Source organism: Acidithiobacillus sp. (assembly GCF_049965315.1).
Lineage (GTDB): Bacteria > Pseudomonadota > Gammaproteobacteria > Acidithiobacillales > Acidithiobacillaceae > Acidithiobacillus_B.
On the sequence record NZ_JBMFWL010000006.1, the window covers coordinates 38,561 to 59,783 of the forward strand.

At 65.3% G+C, this 21,223-nt stretch carries 22 protein-coding genes; 11 read left to right on the forward strand and 11 right to left on the reverse strand.

The features are described from left to right. Positions 1 to 10 precede the first annotated feature (10 nt). Entirely contained in the window at positions 11 to 466 is a 456-nt protein-coding gene (locus tag ACP5MM_RS02975; protein ID WP_427931094.1) for a hypothetical protein, read from the forward strand. 57 nt (positions 467 to 523) lie between these two features. On the opposite strand, the gene minE is transcribed toward ACP5MM_RS02975, so the two are convergent. From minE to ACP5MM_RS03015, 8 genes are read right to left on the reverse strand one after another with little or no spacing between them, the layout of a single operon-like run. Then, complete coding sequence (minE, locus tag ACP5MM_RS02980; protein WP_123102978.1) at positions 524 to 775, reverse strand: cell division topological specificity factor MinE; 252 nt, start codon at positions 773 to 775, stop codon at positions 524 to 526. A 1-nt stretch (position 776) separates the two neighbouring features. Then, the gene (minD, locus tag ACP5MM_RS02985) at positions 777 to 1,586 is read right to left on the reverse strand and encodes a septum site-determining protein MinD (protein ID WP_427931093.1); all 810 of its coding nucleotides are present in this window, start codon (positions 1,584 to 1,586) and stop codon (positions 777 to 779) included. Positions 1,587 to 1,598: 12 nt separating this feature from the next. Continuing rightward, entirely contained in the window at positions 1,599 to 2,333 is a 735-nt protein-coding gene (gene minC, locus ACP5MM_RS02990) for a septum site-determining protein MinC (RefSeq protein ID WP_427934091.1), read from the reverse strand. Positions 2,334 to 2,389: 56 nt separating this feature from the next. Continuing rightward, the gene (gene fdxA / locus ACP5MM_RS02995) at positions 2,390 to 2,713 is read right to left on the reverse strand and encodes a ferredoxin FdxA (protein WP_427931090.1); all 324 of its coding nucleotides are present in this window, start codon (positions 2,711 to 2,713) and stop codon (positions 2,390 to 2,392) included. Positions 2,714 to 2,720: 7 nt separating this feature from the next. Further along, on the reverse strand, positions 2,721 to 5,246 hold the full coding sequence (gene topA, locus ACP5MM_RS03000) for a type I DNA topoisomerase (RefSeq protein WP_427931088.1): 2,526 nt from the start codon (positions 5,244 to 5,246) through the stop codon (positions 2,721 to 2,723). Between the two features lie 8 nt (positions 5,247 to 5,254). Continuing rightward, positions 5,255 to 5,692 (reverse strand): DUF494 domain-containing protein, encoded by a 438-nt coding sequence (locus tag ACP5MM_RS03005; RefSeq protein WP_123102988.1) that lies wholly within the window; start codon positions 5,690 to 5,692, stop codon positions 5,255 to 5,257. A gap of 9 nt (positions 5,693 to 5,701) precedes the next feature. Then, entirely contained in the window at positions 5,702 to 6,796 is a 1,095-nt protein-coding gene (gene dprA, locus ACP5MM_RS03010; protein WP_427934092.1) for a DNA-processing protein DprA, read from the reverse strand. Continuing rightward, positions 6,793 to 7,848 carry a LysM peptidoglycan-binding domain-containing protein gene (locus ACP5MM_RS03015; protein WP_427934105.1) on the reverse strand — a complete coding sequence of 352 codons (1,056 nt, stop codon included), beginning with the start codon at positions 7,846 to 7,848 and terminating at the stop codon, positions 6,793 to 6,795. Before ACP5MM_RS03015 ends, dprA begins: the two co-directional genes overlap by 4 nt. 90 nt (positions 7,849 to 7,938) lie before the next feature. On the opposite strand from ACP5MM_RS03015, the gene def reads away from it, so the two are divergent. The 6 genes from def to ACP5MM_RS03045 are packed head-to-tail and all read left to right on the forward strand — an operon-like array spanning position 7,939 to position 14,886. Then, positions 7,939 to 8,442: a peptide deformylase gene (gene def, locus ACP5MM_RS03020; protein WP_427931083.1), complete on the forward strand. Its 504-nt coding sequence runs from the start codon at positions 7,939 to 7,941 to the stop codon at positions 8,440 to 8,442. After that, positions 8,432 to 9,376, forward strand: a complete 945-nt coding sequence (gene fmt / locus ACP5MM_RS03025; RefSeq protein WP_427934093.1) for a methionyl-tRNA formyltransferase — start codon at positions 8,432 to 8,434, stop codon at positions 9,374 to 9,376. Before def ends, fmt begins: the two co-directional genes overlap by 11 nt. Then, on the forward strand, positions 9,373 to 10,650 hold the full coding sequence (gene rsmB / locus ACP5MM_RS03030) for a 16S rRNA (cytosine(967)-C(5))-methyltransferase RsmB (RefSeq protein ID WP_427931079.1): 1,278 nt from the start codon (positions 9,373 to 9,375) through the stop codon (positions 10,648 to 10,650). The genes fmt and rsmB overlap by 4 nt, the downstream gene beginning before the upstream one ends. Then, the gene (locus tag ACP5MM_RS03035; RefSeq protein ID WP_427931077.1) at positions 10,647 to 11,282 is read left to right on the forward strand and encodes a DUF4390 domain-containing protein; all 636 of its coding nucleotides are present in this window, start codon (positions 10,647 to 10,649) and stop codon (positions 11,280 to 11,282) included. The genes rsmB and ACP5MM_RS03035 overlap by 4 nt, the downstream gene beginning before the upstream one ends. Beyond that, positions 11,255 to 13,474 (forward strand): ATP-binding protein, encoded by a 2,220-nt coding sequence (locus tag ACP5MM_RS03040; RefSeq protein WP_427931075.1) that lies wholly within the window; start codon positions 11,255 to 11,257, stop codon positions 13,472 to 13,474. The genes ACP5MM_RS03035 and ACP5MM_RS03040 overlap by 28 nt, the downstream gene beginning before the upstream one ends. 26 nt (positions 13,475 to 13,500) lie before the next feature. Further along, the gene (locus tag ACP5MM_RS03045) at positions 13,501 to 14,886 is read left to right on the forward strand and encodes a sigma-54-dependent transcriptional regulator (RefSeq protein WP_427931073.1); all 1,386 of its coding nucleotides are present in this window, start codon (positions 13,501 to 13,503) and stop codon (positions 14,884 to 14,886) included. A gap of 158 nt (positions 14,887 to 15,044) precedes the next feature. On the opposite strand, the gene ACP5MM_RS03050 is transcribed toward ACP5MM_RS03045, so the two are convergent. Both ACP5MM_RS03050 and ACP5MM_RS03055 read right to left on the reverse strand, forming a co-directional pair. Continuing rightward, positions 15,045 to 16,355 (reverse strand): AAA-associated domain-containing protein, encoded by a 1,311-nt coding sequence (locus ACP5MM_RS03050; protein ID WP_427931071.1) that lies wholly within the window; start codon positions 16,353 to 16,355, stop codon positions 15,045 to 15,047. A 9-nt stretch (positions 16,356 to 16,364) separates the two neighbouring features. Beyond that, entirely contained in the window at positions 16,365 to 18,080 is a 1,716-nt protein-coding gene (locus tag ACP5MM_RS03055) for an ABC transporter permease (protein WP_427934094.1), read from the reverse strand. 79 nt (positions 18,081 to 18,159) lie between these two features. On the opposite strand from ACP5MM_RS03055, the gene moaB reads away from it, so the two are divergent. Together moaB and ACP5MM_RS03065 are read left to right on the forward strand one after the other, a co-directional pair. Next, positions 18,160 to 18,702, forward strand: a complete 543-nt coding sequence (gene moaB, locus ACP5MM_RS03060; RefSeq protein ID WP_427931068.1) for a molybdenum cofactor biosynthesis protein B — start codon at positions 18,160 to 18,162, stop codon at positions 18,700 to 18,702. Positions 18,703 to 18,797: 95 nt separating this feature from the next. After that, a complete protein-coding gene (locus ACP5MM_RS03065; protein WP_427934095.1) occupies positions 18,798 to 19,334 on the forward strand; it encodes a class I SAM-dependent methyltransferase in 537 nt (178 codons plus the stop codon). Between the two features lie 2 nt (positions 19,335 to 19,336). Here ACP5MM_RS03065 and ACP5MM_RS03070 read toward each other — a convergent pair whose 3' ends face one another. Then, positions 19,337 to 20,323, reverse strand: coding sequence for an integron integrase (locus ACP5MM_RS03070; protein ID WP_427934096.1), 987 nt, complete (start codon positions 20,321 to 20,323; stop codon positions 19,337 to 19,339). 377 nt (positions 20,324 to 20,700) lie between these two features. On the opposite strand from ACP5MM_RS03070, the gene ACP5MM_RS03075 reads away from it, so the two are divergent. Then, on the forward strand, positions 20,701 to 20,925 hold the full coding sequence (locus tag ACP5MM_RS03075) for an addiction module protein (protein WP_427931065.1): 225 nt from the start codon (positions 20,701 to 20,703) through the stop codon (positions 20,923 to 20,925). Then, a complete protein-coding gene (locus ACP5MM_RS03080; RefSeq protein ID WP_427934097.1) occupies positions 20,922 to 21,215 on the forward strand; it encodes a type II toxin-antitoxin system RelE/ParE family toxin in 294 nt (97 codons plus the stop codon). The genes ACP5MM_RS03075 and ACP5MM_RS03080 overlap by 4 nt, the downstream gene beginning before the upstream one ends. The last annotated feature ends 8 nt before the right edge of the window (positions 21,216 to 21,223 follow it).

The following is a 21,223-nucleotide window of genomic DNA, read 5'->3' on the forward strand; positions in this document are numbered from 1 at the left end:
AGGGGTATCTATGAAGAGGATGGGGGCGTGGCGCGGGGGATGGGTGTCCATCCTGTTGGGGCTGGGAATGTTGCTGGGTTTCGCGCCGGCGTGGAGTGCCGCGGAGCCGGCCTGGGGCAACGGGCCCTATCGCATGCTCTTTGAAGTGGATTCGGCGCAACCGGCGGCCTGGAATATGACCCTCGGTGCGGTGGCCCACATCGTCAAGCGGGTTGGCATTCCGCCGGCCCGACTGGAGGTCCTGGCCTGGGGACCGGGTTTGCGGATGCTCCGGAAAGATGCTCCGGACGCCATGGAGATCTCCATCCTGCAGATGCGCGGGGTACGCTTCGCAGCCTGCCAGACGTCCATGAAGCGGCTGCATATCCGGCCCCGCGATCTGGCCCCCGGAGTGACCGTGGTGGCCGGCGGCATGGCGGAGTTGATGAAACGCCACAACGCGGGTTGGGCCGAGGTAAAAATGTAAGGGCCTGGCAGAGCCATTTCCCCGGCGCTAGCGGTCCTGCCGTTTTTGCGCGGGCTCCTAGTGCTGATCGGGGAAGAGGATATTCAACTCCAGCACTTCGTAATCGCCACGCCGCTCCATGGTCACCTTGATCTTGTCCTGATCAACGGGGATATATTTGCCGATGACAGCCAGGAGCTCGGCCTGGAGGGCGGGGAGAAAGTCCGGGGCGTCGGCGGCCCGTTCATGGGCGAGGATGAGCTGCAGCCGCTCCTTGGCCACGCTCGCGGTCTTTTTGCGGGTGCCGAGAAAATAATCCAGTAGCGACATCTCAGCCTCCAAACAAGCGTTTGAAAAATCCCGTTCTTTCGGGTTGGGTAAAGCGTAGGGGGCGATCCTCGCCGAGAAAGCGGGCCACCACGTCTTCATAGGCCGCTGCGACATCGGTGCCCTTCATGTGGATGGCCGGAATGCCCTGGTTGGAGGCCTGCAGCACGCTCTCGGACTCGGGGATCACGCCCAGTAGGGGGATGCGCAGGAGTTCCTGGACGTCTTCGATGGAGAGCATTTCGCCCCCTTGCACCCGTTTGGGGGCGTAGCGGGTGAGCAGCAGGTGTTCCTTGACCGGCTCCTGCCCCGCCTCGGCACGGCGCGAACGGGCGGCGATGATCCCCAGGATGCGGTCGGAGTCGCGGACCGAGGAGACTTCCGGGTTGGTCACGACGATGGCCTCATCGGCATGATACAGGGCCATCAGCGCGCCGCGCTCGATGCCTGCCGGCGAGTCGCACACGATGTAGTCGAAGTCCTGCCGGAGCTCCTCCATGATGGCGGCCACGCCTTCCTGGGTGAGGGCGTCCTTGTCCCGCGTCTGGGAGGTGGGGAGGACATACAGATTTTCGCAATGCTTGTCTTTGATCAGGGCTTGCTGGAGGCGGGCTTCGCCATGGATGACGTTGACGACGTCATATACCACACGGCGTTCGCAGCCGAGCACGAGGTCAAGATTGCGCAGGCCCACGTCAAAATCGATGACCACGGTACGGTGTCCGCGCAGGGCCAGGCCGCTGGCGAAGGCGGCGCTGGTGGTGGTCTTGCCGACGCCTCCCTTTCCGGATGTCACGACAACGATTCTAGCCAAGGTGCTTTCCTCTCAAGTATTGCGACCGCCCAGCGGCGCGATGTGTAACTGTTCGTTGGTGGTGAAAACCTGGCTCGCCTGGCCCCATTGCTCCAGATGGGGTTCGGGCATGCGATAGAGTCCGGCAATGGAAACCAGTTCGGCCTCCAGGGCGCTGCAAAAGATCCGCGCCGTCTCGTCACCCGACACCCCTGCCAGGGCCCTTCCCCGTAAGGGAGCATAAACGTGAATATGGCCATCCGCCAGGATCTCGGCCCCGGCGTTGACCACCCCGAGGCAGATGAGATCGCCGCCGCGGGCGTATACCCGCTGGCCGCTGCGGATGGGGTGTTCGATGAGCAGGGTCCCGCGCTGCTGGACAGCGCTCGCCGCCGGGGTCGCTGCGGGCTCGGCCTGGCGCTCCTGGCCGCGCAGGATGGGCAGATGGTGCTCGCTGGCGAGCTGCTGCTGCTCAGGGGCGGCATTGCGCACGCCTACGGGCAACAGTTGCGCGTTGCGCAGGACGGCGAGGATCTCTCCCAGGGCCAGGGACGCCTCGCCGTGGATGGCCGAGAGATCCAGCACGACCGGGGCGTTTTTCAACAAGGCGGCCGCGGCGGGGTTGCGCTGGCGTTCTTCCCGGAGGCGCGTGGCCAGTTGCTGCGCATCGGGGCTTTCCAGGCTGAGGACGGAAAGGGTGAAGACCCCGCCCGAGAGGCGCAGGATGCCTGGCCGGCCTTCCTGGGCGGAGGCCGCCGTTCCATGCATGGGAGGTGATCCTGTTGGCCTAGCCATGTTTCACGTGGAACATCGGCATTGTCCCTTCATTCGGCGAGCAGTGGTCGTTTATTGGGCTTGCCATTCCACTCTTCGGCGTCTGGCAGGGCGGCCTTTTTGCGGAGGATGACGGGCCACTTCCGACCGAGCCTGGCGTTGATGGCGATGAAGTCTTTTTGCCCCGCCGGCAGCTCATCGTCGGCAAAAATGGCGTCCGCCGGGCACTCGGGAACACAGGCGGCGCAATCGATGCATTCATCGGGGTCGATAACGAGGAAATTGGGCCCTTCGTGAAAACACTCCACCGGGCAGACCTCGGCACAGTCGGTATATTTGCATTGGATGCAGTTTTCGGTGACTACGTAAGTCATGGGCGCTTCAACCGCTGACGGCTTTGGGGGCGCGTTTGGCGGCGGCACCCGGGGTGGAGGGTTTGCTTTTCTTGGCCTTGGCCGCGGCCGGCTTGCTGGCTCCCTTCCCGGTGCCTGCCGCCGGTTTTTTTGCCGCGGCGGCTTTTTTCGCGGCGCTGGTGCTTGGCGCCTTCTTGCCGGGCGCCGCCTTGACCGGCCGCGGGGCGCGCTTTTCCTTGGGCTCCGGGGGGACATAGCCGACGAGGAGCCCGGCGATCTCGGCATCGCTGGCCCCTTCGGGAAAATGGAAGGCGCATTCGCCCTGGGGACAGACCAGTTCCTCGCCGCGCCGCTGCGTGCTCTTCTGGACCAGGATGGGCCAGGCACAGCGGGGGCAGGGGCGTGCTACGGGTGGGCCCCAGACGGCATAGCTGCACTGGGGATAGGTGCTGCAGGAATAGAACACCTTGCCGTAGCGGCTGCGTTTTTCCACCAGTTCGCCTTGTCCGCAGGCCGGGCAGGTAACGCCGGTGGATTTCGCCTTGTTGAGGGGTTCGATGTAGCGACACTCGGGATAGCCGCTGCAGGAAATGAAACGCCCATAGCGTCCCGTCTTGTAAATGAGGGGCTTGCCGCATTCGGGGCAGTCGCGGCCGACGGCTTCGGCTTCCTCCCGCGGTCCCTCCAGGGGGCGGGTGTAATTGCATTCGGGATAGCCGGAACAGGCCACGAAGCGGCCATGACGGCCCAGGCGTACCAGCAGGGGGCGCCCGCAGGTGGGGCAGGCTTCGTCGAGGGCCTCGCTGGTGGCCTCGGCCCGGCTGACGTTGGCCTTTTCCCCCAGGAGCGCATGGAAGGGTCCCCAGAAGGCCTTGAGCACGGGCTGCCAGGTCTTCTCGCCCCGGGAAATGGCGTCCAGGTCGTCTTCCATGGCGGCCGTAAAGCCGTAATTGACGTAGTGCTCAAAGTGGTTGATGAGGAAGCGTCCCACCACCCGGCCGAGGTCCGTGGGGTGGAAGCGGCGCTGTTCGAGGGCTACGTATTCGCGGTTCTGCAGGGTCTGGATGATGCTGGCATAGGTGGAGGGCCGGCCGATGCCATGGGCCTCCAGGGACTTGACCAGGGTGGCCTCGCTATAACGCGGCGGCGGCTCGGTGAAATGTTGGTCGGTGTCGATGCCGAGGACTTCCGGCGTATCCCCCACCGCCAGAGGCGGCAGGAGGCGGTTACCCTCGTCCTCTTCATTGTCGTCCCGCCCTTCCTGATAGATGGCCAGGAAGCCGGGAAAGGTGACCGTCGAGCCGTTAGCGCGCAGGGTCCAATGGCTGCCGCAACCGAGGTCGACGGCGACGAGGTCCAGGCGCGCGGCAGCCATTTGCGAGGCGACGCTGCGTTTCCAGATGAGGTCATAGAGACGCCAGAGATCCCGCTCCAGCCGGCCCTGAAGGGCCTCCGGGGTGCGCGTGATGTCCGTGGGGCGGATGGCCTCGTGGGCCTCCTGGGCATTTTTGGTCTTGGTCTTGTAGCGCCGCGGGGCAGCGGGCAGGAAGGCTTCGCCATAATGCCCGCCAATGAACTGGCGCATGCTGGCCAGCGCCTCTTCGGCGAGATTGACGGCGTCGGTGCGCATGTAGGTGATCAGGCCGGCGGTTTCATCGCCGAGGGCGACGCCCTCATAAAGTTGTTGGGCGACCCGCATGGTGCGGCTGGCGGAGAAACCGAGCTTGCGCGACGCCTCCTGTTGCAAGGTGGAGGTGGTGAAGGGGGCGGCGGGCTGGCGCTGCCGGCTCTTGCGCTCCACCTCCAGGACCTGCAGTGGGTGGCGGGCGAGATCATTGGCCATTTCCGTGCGGATGGCCGTGGCGTTTTCTTCGTTGGGGATGTCGAAGGTGTCGAGCTTCCGGCCTTGCCAGTGGGTGAGGCGGCCCGCAAACTCGTTGTCGGCATGGCGCAGCCGGGCGGCGATGGTCCAGTATTCTTGGGTGACGAAGGCCTCGATCTCGTCTTCCCGCTCACAGATCAGACGCAGCGCCGCACTCTGCACGCGGCCGGCAGACAGGCCAGGGCGCACCTTGCGCCAGAGCAGCGGCGAGAGGTTGAAGCCCACGAGATAGTCCAGGGCGCGGCGCGCCTGCTGGGCGTTGACCAGGTCCATGGCAATGGCCCGCGGATGGGCGATGGCGTCCTGCACCGCTTTTTTGGTGATCTCGTGAAAGACCACCCGCTCGGCTGGTTTCTGGCCCATGAGCCCCCGTTCCTTGAGCAGTTCCAGCAGATGCCAGGAAATGGCCTCGCCTTCGCGGTCCGGATCGGTGGCCAGCCAGAGTTTGTCGGCGCCCTTGAGGGCCTTGACGATGGCCTCCACATGACGCTCATTGCGCTCGATGGGCACATAACGCATGGCAAAATCGTGTTCCGGATCGACGGCCCCCTCCTTGGGGAGGAGGTCGCGCACGTGACCGTAGGAGGCCAGGACCTGGAAATCCTCCCCCAGATATTTCTGGATGGTCTTGGCCTTGGCCGGGGATTCGACGATGACGAGTTGACGGGGCATGGGCTGCTTTAGTGCAAGAGTCGCTGGCCGTCGTTACCGAGCAGGGCGTCCACCCAGAGGGCTTCGGGTCCGGATTCGTTGGCGAGCACCATGAAGGTGATCCAGTCCAGGGTAGGGAGATCGGTGTCTTCCAGGTCGAGGGCGAGGAGGCGGTCAATGATCCGTTCGCGGACGGCGGGGGTGATGACGCCGAGCCGCTCCAGTTCGTGGAGGCGCCCGCGGCTGCCTACGGACAGGCGCTGCAATTCCAGCGGGTGATAGGCGCGCAGCGCCGGCCGGTTGGCCGGGTCCTGGTCGTCTCCGGCAAAGCCCGCCATCCAGTCCAGCGCCCGCTGAATGTCGTCATCGGGAAAGCCGACGGCACGGAGATGGCGCTCCAGGGATTCGTCATCTTCGTCATCGAGATGATCCAGGAGGTAGGTAATGATATCGAGCACGTCTTCCATGCCAGGGCCTTATGGGGCGGAGGGGAGGCGACAAAAGAAACCGCCCGGACTGGCGGCAATGCGACCTTGTAATTCCATGGCTAAAAGAATGGCCGAAAGCTCCGCCAGCGTCAATCCGGCGCGGGCGGCTATTTGCTCGGGTGCGCTGGGCGCATAGTCCATGGCCTCCCAGACCGCTTGTTCGCGCGGGTCTTGGGGTTGCCAGGAAGCGCCGTCCAGGGGGGCGATCCCGGGCACCACGCCGGGGAGCGGCCCCAACTCTTCGAGGATGTCCGTGGCGCTCTCCACCAGTTTGGCCCCCTCGCGGATGAGGCGATGGGGCCCCCGGGACAGGGAGGAGTGGATGGATCCGGGGATGGCGAAGACTTCCCGCCCTTGCTCCGCGGCCAGTCGTGCGGTGATCAGCGAACCGCTGGCTTCCCCCGCCTCCACCACCAGGACCCCCAGGCATAGGCCGCTGATGATGCGGTTGCGGCGCGGGAAAAGTCCCGCCCGGGATCCCGTGCCCGGGGGCTGTTCGCTGATGAGCAGGCCGTGCTTGGCCATTTCGCGGGCCAGGCCGAGATTGCTGCGCGGGTAGATGCAGTCCGGGCCGGTGCCCATGACGCCAATGGTGCCGCTGCTCAAGGCGCCGCGATGGGCAGCGGCGTCGATGCCCGCCGCCAGGCCGCTGACAATGACCAAGCCCGTACCGGCCAGGGTCTTGGCAAAGGCTTCGGCGGTGATGGCCCCGCCGGGGCTGGGGCTGCGGCTGCCGACGATGGCGAGCATGGCCTGACCCAGGAGACCACGCCGGCCGCGCAGGTAGAGGAGCATGGGCGGGTCCGGAATGTGCCGCAACAAGGCGGGGTAGTCATGATCGGTCCAGCGGCAAAGCTGGTTATCCGCGCCTTGCAGCCAAAGCCGATCCTCTGCGACGAGGAGGTCGGCAGGGTCTTTTTGCAAGGCGCTGATCTGCGCCGGACGCAGACCCAGGTCGCGGAGTGCGGAGGCCCCGGCCTGGAAGACGGCGGAAGCATCCCCGAAGCGGTCCAGCAGGGCCCTCTGGGTGCGCGAGCCGATGCCCGGGATACGCTGGAGAGCGAGCCAGGCCTGCTCCCTCACCCGGCGCCTGCTCCTCCCGCCGGGCCTTGGGCCGTAGCGGATGGTGGATTGCGGAGCTGGTCGCCGATGGCTATGCCCCGCTGCGCGGTGGTGATGACGGCGTAGGAAACCTGGGCAAAGACCCGGAAGACCATCACCGTGCCGACTCCTTCGGGAGGGGGGGCAAAGGCTTTGCCGCTGACGGCGTTGGGCATGGCCGGGAGCGGGCTGGTTACCTGGAGCACATTGCCGGGCTCCAGTCCCGCCTCCCGGCCCTGATCAAGGATGACTACCTGACCGGTCATCAACTCCGGAGCCCCGCTTATGGAGGCAATGATGCTGGCGCTGACGGGCCGCCGGGGGGTGCTGGGGAAATAGTGGGGAATATTTCCCTTTGCCAGGACGACGAGGCGGTCGCCCAGGCTGATCTCGCGCTTGGCCATGGTGATTTCCACCTCTCCGACGGGGCCGTTGCGGCGCAGGACCGCCTCACCGATATCGTTCAAGGCATAACCCAGGGGCTGTTGCACCCCGGGGCGGCGCAGTTCGGGGCCGAGGGAGATGATGCTATAGCGGGTGCCGACGGGGGCGCCTTTCAGGCCGCTGACAAAGAGGCGATCCCCGACGGAGAAGATGCTTTGCTGACTGCGGGCAGCGGCGAGGTAAGGCAGCGCCTCATAGGCGTGTTTGCTGCCGATCACCCCGGGATTGCCGAGAAAAGGCATGATTTCCCCGGTGGCGATGGTGGGCAAGGGCGCCACCCCCATGCGTGGCTGCAGGGTGATGACACTGAACTGCAATTGACCCTGGGTATTGCGCTCCAGAAGGATGCGATCCCCCGGATAGATGAGATTGGGGTTATGAATCTTCGGGTTCCGGTGCCAGATCTGCGGCCATTCCCAGGGGTTTTTCAGGAAGCGGCCGGCAATGCCCCAGAGCGTGTCGCCGGGTTTCACGACGTAACTCTGCACCATCTGGATCCCGCTGGCGGCCCCGGCCGCCAGGGCGGGCAGGGTGTCGAGGCCGAGGATGCCTGCGCACAGGGCAAGATACAGCCAGGGTTTCGCTTTCATCACGTCTTTCTCCGCTGGGCTTCCGCGTCGGGTAGTATTAGTTCAAGATAGAATTTTTGCCGAACCTGATTTTGTGTATGTGAGAGCGCTATGGCATTACTCAAGATTGTTGAATTTCCCGATCCCCAATTGACGCTTCTAGCCCAGCCCGTTGTCCATGTGGATAAAGATCTGCGGCGCTTGGCCGACGATATGGCCGAGACCATGTACGATGCCCCCGGCATCGGCCTGGCGGCGCCCCAGGTGGCCGCTGCGCGGCGGCTTATTGTGGTGGATGTCTCGGAGAACCGCAACGAACTGATGACCCTGATCAACCCGGAGATCCTGGCATCCAGCGGCGAAGAGGAGATGAAGGAAGGCTGTCTCTCGGTCCCCGGCGTGCTGGAAACCGTGCGCCGTGCCGAGCGGGTAACGGTACGCGCTCAGACCCTGCAGGGGAGCACGGTGGAACTGGAGGCGGACGGTCTGCTGGCGGTGTGCCTGCAGCATGAGATCGATCATCTCAACGGCACCATCTTTGTGGACCACCTCTCCCGGCTCAAGCAGAACATGATTCGCCGTAAGCTGAGCAAGCGGGCCCGTTATGGCGAGTGAAGGGCGGCGGATCGTTTTTGCCGGCACGCCGGACTTTGCCAAAACCATCCTGGAGAGCCTCCTGCAGGGCCCGGAGCAGGTCATCGGGGTGCTGACCCAGCCTGATCGCCCTGCCGGAAGGGGCCGTAGCCTGCAGCAGAGTCCCGTCAAGCAACTGGCGGAGGCGGCGGGGGTGCCGGTCTGGCAACCCCATACCCTCAAGGACCCGGCGGCGCAGGAGGCGTTGCGCGCCATGTCTCCGGACCTCCTGGTGGTGGTGGCCTATGGCCAGATCCTGCCCCAGGCGGTGCTGGATATCCCGCGCTGGGGGGCGATCAATGTCCATGCCAGCCTCTTGCCAGCCTGGCGCGGGGCGGCACCCATTGCCCGCGCCATTGCCGCCGGTGACGAGCAGACGGGGGTGAGCATCATGCAAATGGAGGCGGGGCTCGACTCGGGGCCGGTACTCTGGACCTCGCGCACCCCCATTTATCCCGATGACAACGCCGCAACGCTCCATGACCGGCTCGCCATCCTGGGTGCCGAAGCCCTGCGCCAGGTCCTGGACCGGCTCTGGACGGGCGCCCTGCGGCCCATGGCCCAGGATCACGAACGGGCCAGCTATGCGCGCAAATTGCGTAAGGAGGAGGCGACCGTGGATTGGCAGCGGCCGGCGGCGGAGCTGGAGCGGCTCGTGCGCGCCTTCAACCCGGCCCCGGTGGCGCACACGCTCTTTCGCGGCAAAGGCTTGCGGATCTGGCAGGCAAGGGCCGACGCCTGGACGGCGCCCGCCCCGGCCGGTGCGGTGGTGGATCTTTCCGCGGATGGGGTGGGGGTGGCCTGCGGCAACGGCACGCTCCGGCTCCTGCGGGTGCAGCCGGCGGGAAAGGCGGCCATGAGCGGCGGAGACTTTTTGCGTGGTTATCGCGTGCTTCCGGGCGAGCGACTGGGTTGACGAACGTCAAGGGTGACAGGGTCCGCCTCGCAGCGATTCAGGTCTTGCTTGCCGTAGCGGCCGGACAAACCCTGGATGATGCCATGGCCGAACTGGACCTGGCCGGCGGCGATCGCGCCATTACCCAGTGGCTGGCCTTTGGCGCCTTGCGCGAGGTCTTGTTGCTGGAGCGGCTGTCCACCCCGCTCCTGCAGAAACCCTGGCGAAGCCGGGATGCGGACGTACAGGCCCTTTTGCATCTCGCCCTCTTTGAGTTGCGCCACGGCCAGCGCCCGGCCTTTGCCGTGGTCAACGACTGGGTGGAGATGACGGCGGCCATCCGCAAGGCTTGGGCGCGGGGGTTGATGAATGCGGTTTTGCGCCGCTACTTGCGGGAAAGGGAGACTTTGGAGGACAGGCTGCGGGCGGATGACGTGGATCTTGGGCATCCGGCATGGCTGGCCAAACGCCTGCGCGTCGCCTATCCCCAGCAGTGGCCGGAGATTGCCGCCGCCAATAATGCCGAGGCTCCTCTCTGGCTGCGGATCAACCGCCGGCGCATCACGGTGGCGGCCTATCAGGAGGCCCTTGCCGCCCGCGGTCTGCAGGCCGAGTCGGTGGACTGGGATGCCGGTGCCCTCCTGCTGCGCGGCAGCGTGCCCGTGACGGAACTGCCGGGCTGGCGGGAGGGTTGGGTGTCGGTGCAGGATGGGGCTGCGCAGCAGGCCGCGTTGATCCTGGCGCCCCGGCCGGGGGAGCGGATCCTCGATGCCTGCGCGGCCCCCGGGGGGAAAACGGCGCACCTGCTGGAAGCGGGAGCAGACCATCTGCTCGCCCTGGATCGTTCCGCCGTGCGTCTGCGGCGCGTGACGGAGACCTTGCAACGGCTGGATCTCCACGGCGCAGACCTGCGTGCAGCGGACGCGGCGGAGCCCCGGCGCTGGTGGGATGGGCGGCCTTTTGATGCCATCCTGCTGGATGCCCCCTGCACCGGGATCGGCGTCATCCGTCGCCATCCCGACATCCGCTTACGCCGTCAGCCGGCGGATGTGGAACAGGCGGTGGAGCAGCAGCGGCGCCTGCTGGAGGCCCTCTGGCCCTGCTTGAAGGTTGGCGGGCGCCTGCTTTATGCCACCTGTTCGGTCTTGCCGGAGGAAAACGCGCAACAGATCGCCGGCTTTCTCGACCGCCACGAGGATGCCCGGCGGCAGGAACACCCGCTGACCGGGCAACGCCTGCCCGGGGCCGGCGATATGGATGGGTTTTATTACGCCCTGCTGGAAAAGCGCCCATGAATATCGGCCATTGTCTTAACGACGGCAAGGTGCCCACGGTCGGCTGGGCTGCGAGTTTAACGCGGCGCCTTGGGCCATGGCGCTGGTCCGTGCTGCTGGGCATCCTTCTCGTTTGCCTCGTGGCGCGGCCGACTATGGCCTGGGCCGGGGATACGTTTCACGTGGAACAACTGCAGGTGAAGCCCCAGGGGGAGACCATGTCCGTCTCTGCCCAGGTCGTCCTTGGCAAGCTCGCGCTCCTCAAGGAGATCCTGGACCAGGGAGTGACCCTGCACTGGGTCGCGGAGGCGGAATGGCGGGAGCCGGCGCCTTTCGCCTTCCTTCCCGGGGTGGGGGTGCGCTCCCGTGTCCAGCGGGTCTGGCGGCTGCATTATTATCCCCTTACCAATCAGTATGCCCTCCTGGACAATGGGCGGGAGCCCCAGCTTTTTGCCCATTGGTCGGAGCTCATTGCGGTCTTGAGCGAGGTGCGTGACTTGCGTTTGCCCGTTCCCCATGGGGCGCCGCGGGGGGCGGTCGCGCTGCGGGTCTACGTCGATGTGGATGCCCTCCCCCTCCCCTTGCGTTTGCGCGCCCTGCTGGGCCACTGGAAACTGGAGTCGGAATGGACCAGCAGCGCCGTTTTACCCTGAGGCGCTGGCTGCGCGCCCTGAGCGCCGGCGAGATCCGGGATGCCTCGCGCCTGGCGCCACGACGCAGCGCCATCCTCCTGTTGCTGGCGGTGGCCGCCTTTCTGGCGGTGGACTTTTTTGCCAGTACGGGAGGGCCGTTAAGCACCTATTTTGTGCCGCTGCTCCTGGCGTCCGCAGTCACGGCCCTGTTTTTGCTCATCTTGGTGCTCGCTTCCCTGGGCGCCTTGTGGATGCGCCTGCGCCACGGTGAAGTGGGCAGCCAGCTCGCCGCGCGGCTGGTGCTCATCATCGGCTTGCTCAGCTTTACGCCGGCGGCCATTATCTTCGCCTTTTCCTGGCAGTACCTGGATCAGGGGGTGGACTCCTGGTTCAGCAGCGCCGTCCAGAGCGCGCTGGATCAGGCCCTGGATGTGGCGCGAACGGGTGTCGACCGCTATCGCAACAATACCCTCGCGGCAGCGGAAAACATCTCCCAGGCCCTGGTGGGGGAGAGCGACAACAACAGCGTGACCACCGTGATTCAACTGCGCGACCAATACCATCTGGCCAGCGTGACCCTTTTCGGCAGCGACAATCGCATCATCGCCACCAGCAGCGAGAGCCTGAGCATCACGCCGCGCCTACCGCGCCGGGAGCTCCTCAGCATGGCGGGAGGGCGGCCGGCGGCCATCATTGAGCCGGAAAGCGGCGGGCGCCTGGTGGTCAAGGCACTGGTTCCCGTGCTGAGCCCGCAACTGGGTCAGGGCAACCGCATCCTCTATGTGGAACAGCCCATTCCCCAGCAGCTCACCAGCGCCGCCGATGCGGTACAGGTGGCCTACACCCGCTACCATCAGCTCCTGCTCATGCGGGAGCCCATGAAAACGGCCTTCCAGCTAAGCCTCGGGGTGGCCCTGCTGCTCACGGTGCTGGCGGCCATCTGGATGGGCCTGCATCTGGCCCGCCGCCTTACGGCCCCCATTGCGCGCCTGGCCGCCGGCACCCAGGCGGTGGCGCGGGGGGAGTTCGTACCCGTGCTATCGGTGCCTAGCAATGATGAAATGGGCGTCCTGCTCCACTCCTTCAACAACATGACCCGCCAGTTGGCCCGCGCCAAACAACAGGCGGCCGCCGCCCGGGAGCAGGCGGAGCAGCGCCGCCTCTACCTGGAGACCCTGGTGAATCAGCTCTCCAGCGGGATCCTCACCTTTGATGGGCAGGGCTGTTTGCTGGAGGCCAACGGCGCCGCCGCGCAGATCCTGCAGACGCCACTGCCTACGGGCACGGACCTGGATGCCCTGCGCGACGGGCCCCTCCTCGCCCCATTCTGGGAGACGCTGGGGGAGTGGATTCTTCATCCGCGGGGGGAGATGCAGCGGGAGATTGCCCTGGAGCGCGCCGAGGGCCGCCAATCGCTGATCCTGCATGGCGCCCGCTTGCATGGGGAGGATGGCGAGGGGGGCGGCTTCGTGCTCGTCTTTGACGATGTCAGCACCCTGGTGGCCGCCCAGCGCAGCGCCGCCTGGAGCGAGGTGGCCCGGCGCCTGGCCCATGAAATCAAGAACCCCCTCACCCCCATCCAGCTCTCCGCCGAACGCCTGCGGCGCAAATATCTGGAGCGCCTGGGGCCCGAGGGCGAAACCCTCGATCGGGCAACGCGCACCATCATTCACCAAGTGGACGCCCTCAAGGTGATGGTGGACGCCTTTTCCGAATACGCGCGTCAGCCCCAGCTCCAGTTGCGGCCGGTGGACCTCAATACCGTCATTGCCGAGGCCGTGGATCTTTATCGCGGCCAGGATACGGGCGTGGAGATCCGTGCCGAACTGGCGGCCGATCTGCCGCCGCTGCTGGCCGATGTCAACCGCCTGCGGCAGATCCTCAACAACCTCCTGCGCAACGCCCTGGACGCCTTGCAGGGGTTCGGGGATGGGCGGGGGATCGTCATTCTGCGCAGCCGCATGACAGGCGACGCTGAGCCAAAGCTGCTAGAATTAAGCGTTATGGATAATGGCCCCGGTTTTCCTCCCGAGCTCCTGAAGCGGGTTTTTGAACCTTACGTCACCAGCAAGGTCAAGGGTTCCGGTTTGGGGCTGGCCATCGTGCGGCGCATTGTCGAAGAACATGGCGGGACGATTACGGCCGACAATGAGGGAGTGCAGGGCGGGGCACGCATCCTCATCCATTTTCCGCTGACCGATGGCGCAGCCTAGGGGGTACCATGGAAGCAACGCTGGGTTTGAACATACTGGTTGTGGACGATGAACCGGACATTTGCGAGTCCCTGGCGGGGATCCTGGAGGACGAGGGCTATGTGGTCAGCACCGCAGGCAGCGCGGAAGCGGCCGATGCCTTCCTGCGGCAGGCCTCCGTCGATCTGGTCCTCCTGGATATCTGGCTGCCCGGGGAGGATGGCGTCAGCCTGCTGCGCCGCTGGGCCGCCGCAGGGCTGCAGCAGCCGGTGGTCATGATGTCCGGCCATGGCACTGTCGAAACGGCGGTGCAGGCGACCAAGCTGGGGGCCTATGACTTCATCGAGAAGCCCCTGTCCCTGGACAAGACCCTGCTCACCGTCGGCCATGCCCTGGAGGCCAGCCGCCTGCAGCGGGAGAACCGCGCCTTGCGCAGTCAGGCGGGCCTGGTCATGGCGCCCAGCGGCCAGAGTCCGGCCATTAGCCAGTTTCGCGAGCAACTCCTGCGGGTCGCGGCCGTGGATTCCTGGGTCTTGTTGCTGGGCGAGGCGGGCACCGGCAAAGAGGTGGCGGCCCGTTACCTGCACAGCCATAGTCAGCGCGCGGCGGGTCCTTTCATCGATCTGCGCGCCGCTGCCATCGCCCGGCCCAATGTCGCCATCGAGCTCTTCGGCAATGAGCGGGAAGGGCGCGTCACCCGCGGCCGCCTGGAGGTGGCCCACAGCGGCACGCTCTTCATCGACGAGATCGCCGACATGGATCTGGAAACCCAGGCGCGCCTTTTTTCCGCCCTCCAGGAGCGGCGGATCATCCGCGTGGGGGGCGTAACCCCCGTTGCCGTGGATGTGCGGGTCATCGCCGGCAGTACCCATGATCTGGCCCAGGAGGTGCAGGCCGGCCGTTTCCGCCAGGATCTCTACTATCGCCTCAGCGCCATCCCCTTGCGGGTGCCGCCGCTGTCCGCCCGCAGTGCCGACATCCCCGTCCTCATCGAGGAATTCATGGCCTTTTACGGCCAGCGCGACGGCCTCGCCCCCCGCCAGTTCACGGACGAGACCCTCGATGTCCTGCGCCACTATCCCTGGCCCGGCAACGTCCGCGAATTGCAGAATCTGGTAGAGCGCCTGTTGATCCTGGCCGAGGGGCCGGAGATCAGCGCCGCCGAGGTGGAAGGGGCCCTGGGCCTGGATAACCGTTTGGCCCTGGCCGGCAATCTGGAAGGGGAAGACTTTGGCGGTACGCTGAAACGCGCCCGGGAGCGCTTTGAGCGGGCCTTTCTGGAATATCACCTGGCGCGCAACGACTGGAACATCGCGCGCACCGCCGAAGTGGTGGGGCTGGAACGCACGCACCTCTACCGCAAGCTCAAGAACCTGGGCATCGCCCTCAAAGGCGAGCGCCGCGCCGGCGAGGAGGACGAGGACGAGCGCTAGCCGGCGGGGTTTCTTGCCGGGCCGGTAGCCATCCGGCCCCGGCGGCTGTTTTCACAGGAAACAACGATCAGGAGTCCAATTCCCGGCGGTGTGCATACCCGTGGGGGCGAGGGCCGTTGGAGGAGGACGGGGATGAGCCGGGTACCTGCCTGTTAGCATCAATGACCCGGGTCCTCCAGGGTAAAGACGGCGGCGTTGTCTTCGTAGGCAAAGATCTCCGCATAGCGCCCCCAGTAGATGATGGTATCCAGCACGGTCTGGGCCTCATCATCGCTGAGCTGGTCTTCCAGCTCCCGGAGGAAACGGTCGGCAGGGGCGCGGTGGCTGGGGCGCTCGTCGAGGATAGCGCGAATATGCGCGGCCAGGGGCACCCGCTCCATGAGATGGCGGGCAAAGAGACGCTTGCGCTCCTGCACGTTCCCTTCGGCGAAAAGCCGCCCCGCCGGCGTGAGGCTGATCTCTCCCGCGTCGGATTCGGCGAAGCCCAGGATCTCCAGGGCCTCCACCAGGGGAAAGAGATCATCCACGGAAAACTGGGTATCGTCGGCCAGTTCCGAGAGGTTTACCCGCAAGGCCCCGTCATGTTTTTCCAGGGTGGCCAGGGCCTCCAGCAGGCCGGCCATGCGGTTGATGGAGGTATGTGGCAGTCGGTAGCCCAAACCCACCGGCTCCTTCTTGCCATCGGTCTTGCTGATGGGCCGGGCGGTCATGATGGCATAGACCTGTTCCACCAGGTTGCGGAAATCCTGCGACTCCCGATCCCGCGGCTGGGGCAGGGTGACCGGGATCTCCGCCCGTATCCGTCCCGGATTGCTGCCGAAGATCAGGATGCGATCGGCCATCAGGACCGCTTCCTCAATGTTGTGGGAGACCAGGAGGATGCCGCGCAGGGCAGTTTTGCGCTCGGCCCACAGATCCAGGAGGTCGGTACGGAGGGTTTCCGCGGTCAAGACATCCAGGGCGGAGAAGGGCTCGTCCATGAGGAGGACCCGGGGATCGATGACCAAGGCCCGGGCGAAGCCCACGCGCTGGCGCATGCCCCCCGAGAGCTCCCGGGGGTAGGCCGACTCGAAGCCGTCCAGGCCGATCAGATCAATGGCCCGCAAGGCCCGCTCCTGCCGCTCCTTGCGCGGCACGCGCAGGGCCTCCAGGCCCAGCTCCACATTCTGCAGCACCGTCAGCCAGGGGAAGAGGGCGAAGCTCTGGAAGACCATGGCCAGGCCCGCCACCGGGCCGTTCACCGCTTTTCCCTGATACAGCACCGCCCCGCCGTTGGCCGGCATCAGCCCGGCGAGGATGCGCAGGAGGGTGGATTTGCCCGATCCGGAGCGGCCGACAATGACCAGGATCTCCCCGTCCCGCAGTTCCATCCGCACGTCGTCCAGGATGAGCAGGTCCCCGCCATCGGCGTTCTTGAAGGTCTTGCGCACCTGTTCCAGTTGAAACAAGGGCGTGGTCGCGTTGCTCATGCTTTCTCCTCAGTCCAGACGAAAGCGCCTTTCCGCCGCCCGATACAGGCGCCGCCAGAAGAAGCGGTTGACAGTGATCACGTAGAGGGACATCACGCCGATCCCCAAGGCCACCTTTTCCATCTGCCCGGAGCCGGTGGCCAGGGTGATATAGGCGCCCAGACCCGTCGCCACCAGGGTATGGCTGCCCCAGCTCACCACCTCGGCGACGATGCTGGCATTCCAGGCACCGCCGCTGGCGGTGATGGCACCGGTGACGAAACCGGGAAAGATGCCCGGCAGCAGCAGGCGCTTCCACAGCAACCAGCCGCGCAGACCGAAGCTGCGCGCCGCCTCCTTGAGATCCCCGGGCAAGGCCGTCGTCGCGCCGACGACATTGAAGAGGATGTACCACTGACTGCCCAGGATCATCAGGGGGCTTACCCAGACGTTCACGTTCAGATGAAAGGTCAGGATGAGCACCACCACCAGGGGAAAGAGCAGATTGGCCGGGAAGGCGGCCAGAAACTGGGCGAGGCCCTGCACCCGGGCCGTCAGGCGCGGATTGAGGCCGATCTTGATGCCGATGGGCACCCAGATGAGGGCAGAGAGCAGGACCAGGACAAAGACCCGCAGGGCGGTCACGGCGCCGAGATAAAAGACATGGCCGATTTCCGCTCCGGAAAAAAAGCGGGGGATGACGAGGCCGAGTTGCCACAGGGCGGCCACGAGGAGGATCGCCAGCACCCCGTAAAACAGACCGTCCCGCCAAGCCTTTTGACCCGCGCTTGGACGCTGCCGCGCCGGCCCGGATGCGGGCGGGAGCAGGCGCACGCTGGCCTCCCACAGGGCCCGGGGAAGGAGGACGACGAGGCGCACCAGGTGGGTGCGATGGAAGAAATCCAGGACGGCGGACTGGGGCTTTTGCAGGTCGCCGCTCGTTTCGAACTTGAACTTGTCGGCCCAGGCGACGATGGGCCGGAAGAGCAGAAAGTCGTAGAGAAAGATCACCACGACCATGGTGGCGATGGCCCAGAAGATGGCGCCGAGGTCCTTGTTCCGAATAGCCAGGGCGATATAGGAGCCGATGCCGGGCACGGCCACCGTCTGGCCGGCGACGGTGATGGCCTCGGCGGCCACCACGAAAAACCAGCCGCCGGACATGGACATCATGGTGTTCCACAAGAGCCCGGGCACGGAAAAAGGCAATTCCAGCTTCCAAAAGCGCTGCCAGGCGTTGAGGCGATAGAGCCGCGCCGCCTCGTCCAGCTCCTTGGGGAGGGTGGTCAAGCCCTGATACAGGGCAAAGGTCATGTTCCAGACCTGCGAGGTAAAGACCGCGAAGATCACCGCCAGTTGCACGCCGATGAGGCTGCCCGGGAAGAGGGCCATGAAGCCCGTCACGGTGATGGACAGATAACCGAGGATGGGCACCGACTGCAGGATATCCAGCAGCGGAATGAGGATCTTCTCCGCATAGCGGTTCTTCGCCGCCAGAGTCGCATAAACCAGGGTGAAAGCGAGGGAGCAGACGACGGCCGCCAGCATCCGCGAAACCGTGTCCAGGGCGTATTCCGGCAATTCCCAGGGGCTGCTGGAGATGGCGATGCTTTCCCCCAGATGAAAGGGGACCGCCATGCCGCGGGAAATGTGGGCGATGAGGAAAAAGACCGCCAATACCAGCGGGATGGCGATGAGGTCTTGACGATTGGGCATGGGAAAGGCCAAGGAGGACGCGAGCTTCATGCCGGGAGACTCCACATTTGGCGGCTGGGACCGCAGTCTTTATACTGATTCAGATCAGGCACTGTAAAGGGGTGGAAAAATGCAGACCAGCAACGCAGCGGGCACGGAAAAGTCCTTCCACCCCCTCGGTATCGCCATTCTCACCGTCTCCGACACGCGCCAGCCGGAAACCGACAAGTCCGGCGACAAGATCGCCGAACTGGCTCAGGCCGCCGGTCATCGCATCGCGGCGCGGCGGATCCTGCCCGATGCGGTGCCGGGCCTGCGGGCGCAGTTGCAGGACTGGATCGCCGACGCCGCCATCGACGTCATCATCGCCACCGGCGGCACCGGCGTCACCGGCCGCGATGTCACCCCGGAAGCCCTCGCCCCCTTGGTCAGCAAATCCATCCCCGGCTTCGGCGAACTGTTCCGCATGCTCTCCTACCAGGAGATCGGCACCAGCACCATCCAGTCCCGCGCCGAGGCGGCCCTCTGCGATGGCACCCTGGTCTTCCTGCTGCCGGGCTCCACCGGGGGCGTTCGCCTGGGCATGGAGTCCATCATCGTGCCGCAGTTGGACAACCGCCACCGCCCCTGCAACCTCAACGAACTCCTGCCGCGCATCCGCAACGAGCGCTGAGGTGAGCACCACCCGTAGGAGCGGCCCACAGCCGCGACCCGCCTGCTCACCCGCCACCAACGCGACAATGGGTAGCTGCCTGCAGAGCGGACCCCATGACTGACGACCGCCACGCCCATTGGGAAGCCTGTTACGCCGAGGCCGCGCCGACGGCACCGGAAGCGCTCCCCTTCCTCATCGCCCACGCCCAGGAACTCCCCGCCGGCGGGCGCGCCCTCGATCTCGCCTGCGGCCGGGGCGGCAACGCCCTCTTCCTCGCCCGCCGCGGTCTGCGGACCGCCGCCTGGGACTACGCCGCAAGCGCCGTCGCCGGACTCGCCCGGACAGCCACCGGCCTCCCCCTGCAGGCCGAATGCCGGGACGTCATCGCCCAGCCCCCCGCCCCGGAATCCTTCGACGTCATCGTCGTCGCCCACTTTCTGCACCGGCCACTGTTCCCTTTTCTCGCCGCCGCCCTGCGGCCCGGCGGTCTGCTCTTCTATGAAACCTGGTGCGGCCCCTACGCCGGCCGCGGCCCCCGGAATCCCGCCTTTCGCCTCGCCCCCGGCGAACTGGCCGGCGCCTTTCCCATGCTCACCCTTTCGCAAATTCAGGAAGACACGGACCGCGCCGCCGCCCTCTGGAGGCGGTGAGTTTACATATCCAGCGGGCTGATGACGCCGCGTCCGCCTTTGTTGAGCACGTGGGTGTAAATCATCGTCGTGGAGACATCCTGGTGCCCCAGCAGCTCCTGAACCGTCCGGATATCGTAGCCCGCCGGCAGCAGGTGTGTCGCAAAGGAATGGTGCAGCACATGGGGCGTCGCCGGCTTGACGATCTCTGCGCGACTCGCTGCCGTCCGGATGGCGCGCTGTACGGAAGCCTCATAAATATGGTGTCGCCGTTGCGCCCCCGTGCGCGGATCGCGGCTTAGAGCGGGTGACGGAAAGACATACTGCCAACCCCAGGCACGCGCACTGGATGGATATTTGATCGCCAGCGCATCCGGCAGATACACCTTCCCCCAGCCCGGCCTCCAAATCGCCGTCATGCAGCAGCCGGCTTTCTCCATTTGTTTTTTAAGGGGCAGCAGAATGTTCTCCGGCAATACCGTCACCCGGTCTTTGCCGCCCTTGCCATCCCGAATGATGATTTCCCGACGCTCGAACTCCACGTCTTTTACCCGAAGCCGCAAGCCCTCCAACAAGCGCATGCCGGTTCCATAAAGCAGGCTGGCCACCAGCCACATGGTCCCGGAGAGTTCATGCAGCAACGCCCGCGCTTCGCTGGGGGTCAGCACCGTAGGCAAGTGTTGCGAAGGCTTGGCGCTGGTGATGTCGTCCAGCCAGGGCAGGAGGCCTACATCGAGCACCTGCTTATAAAGGAGAAGCAACGCCGCCCTGGCCTGATTTTGCGTGGAGGACGACACCTTGCGCTCCACCGCCAGATAGCTGAGGAATGCCTCGATCTCTGCGGCCCCCATCCCTTTGGGATGCCGCTTGTGGTGGAAGAGAATGAAGCGCCGCGCCCAGTCCGTATAGGCCTCTTCGGTGCGGATGCTGTAGTGCAACGCCCTGATCCGGGCACGCATCTGGTCCAGGAGTTTGGGCGGGGGGATGGGGGCTGGCTGGCCACTTTTCATCCGGAGAATATTAGGCTGTCCTAAATTTTTAAGTAAGTGTGGTTGCGTTGCAAATACAGCATGTTGGCGCTGTCCTGCGTTGCGTTAGCCGTCTATCGTGTGCTAGGGTGGTGCGATCCAATTTATGTTCGCGGGCGCTGTGCGCCCGCGAACGAGGCGCGAGTGGTGCGAACATCGGGGCGGCGGGCGCACAGCGCCCACGAACCCCTCGTTCGAGCGGACACCGCTACGCGGCTTCGCCCGCGTGAGCCTCCGCGCACTTCGTGCCCTACGGCCTCACGCGGGTGGCGCACAACTCGCGCCTCGTTGGGCATCTCCCCAACACTCGGCACCAAACTCGCGGTACAATTCTGATTATCTTTACGGAGGCATTAACCATGGGAAATCAACTCGAATTGCTCGAAGCTGAAGCCCTGAAACTAACTGCTAGTGAACGCGCAGCTTTCGCCCAGTTATTGCTTGCCAGTCTCGACGAAGATACCGAGATTGAGGAAGCATGGGCCGCCGAAACCGAGCGCAGAATTGCTGACATCGAAAGTGGGGCGGTACAAGTCATTCCGATTACTGACGTTCTGGCTCAGGTTCGTGCAGCATTGAAGTGAAGCTCGTCGTTACTCCACCGGCGCTCGCCGAATTGCACGACGCGGCAGCGTTTTATACGCTGAAGGCGAATGTCGAGCTTGGTCTCGCGTTTGTGGCTGAGTTTGAGCGAACGGCCAATCTCGTTTTGGACAACCCTCTGCTCGGTGCCGTGTTTCGTAGCACTCGCCGGCGATATATCTTCCGTCAATTCCCATATAGCATCATTTATCAGGTTACCGCAGAGGAGCTTCGAATTCTCGCCGTGGCACATCACAGGCGGCGCCCTGGCTACTGGGCGCAGCGGAAATAGTACGCCGT

Coding starts and splice junctions, on each gene's coding strand:
- ACP5MM_RS02975 (WP_427931094.1), top strand. CDS start 11: ATGAAGAGGATGGGGGCGTGGCGCGGGGGATGGGTGTCCATCCTGTTG.
- minE (WP_123102978.1), bottom strand. CDS start 775: ATGTCGCTACTGGATTATTTTCTCGGCACCCGCAAAAAGACCGCGAGC.
- minC (WP_427934091.1), bottom strand. CDS start 2,333: ATGCATGGAACGGCGGCCTCCGCCCAGGAAGGCCGGCCAGGCATCCTG.
- fdxA (WP_427931090.1), bottom strand. CDS start 2,713: ATGACTTACGTAGTCACCGAAAACTGCATCCAATGCAAATATACCGAC.
- topA (WP_427931088.1), bottom strand. CDS start 5,246: ATGCCCCGTCAACTCGTCATCGTCGAATCCCCGGCCAAGGCCAAGACC.
- ACP5MM_RS03005 (WP_123102988.1), bottom strand. CDS start 5,692: ATGGAAGACGTGCTCGATATCATTACCTACCTCCTGGATCATCTCGAT.
- ACP5MM_RS03015 (WP_427934105.1), bottom strand. CDS start 7,848: ATGAAAGCGAAACCCTGGCTGTATCTTGCCCTGTGCGCAGGCATCCTC.
- def (WP_427931083.1), top strand. CDS start 7,939: ATGGCATTACTCAAGATTGTTGAATTTCCCGATCCCCAATTGACGCTT.
- fmt (WP_427934093.1), top strand. CDS start 8,432: ATGGCGAGTGAAGGGCGGCGGATCGTTTTTGCCGGCACGCCGGACTTT.
- ACP5MM_RS03035 (WP_427931077.1), top strand. CDS start 10,647: ATGAATATCGGCCATTGTCTTAACGACGGCAAGGTGCCCACGGTCGGC.
- ACP5MM_RS03040 (WP_427931075.1), top strand. CDS start 11,255: ATGGACCAGCAGCGCCGTTTTACCCTGAGGCGCTGGCTGCGCGCCCTG.
- ACP5MM_RS03050 (WP_427931071.1), bottom strand. CDS start 16,355: ATGAGCAACGCGACCACGCCCTTGTTTCAACTGGAACAGGTGCGCAAG.
- ACP5MM_RS03055 (WP_427934094.1), bottom strand. CDS start 18,080: ATGAAGCTCGCGTCCTCCTTGGCCTTTCCCATGCCCAATCGTCAAGAC.
- moaB (WP_427931068.1), top strand. CDS start 18,160: ATGCAGACCAGCAACGCAGCGGGCACGGAAAAGTCCTTCCACCCCCTC.
- ACP5MM_RS03065 (WP_427934095.1), top strand. CDS start 18,798: ATGACTGACGACCGCCACGCCCATTGGGAAGCCTGTTACGCCGAGGCC.
- ACP5MM_RS03070 (WP_427934096.1), bottom strand. CDS start 20,323: ATGAAAAGTGGCCAGCCAGCCCCCATCCCCCCGCCCAAACTCCTGGAC.
- ACP5MM_RS03075 (WP_427931065.1), top strand. CDS start 20,701: ATGGGAAATCAACTCGAATTGCTCGAAGCTGAAGCCCTGAAACTAACT.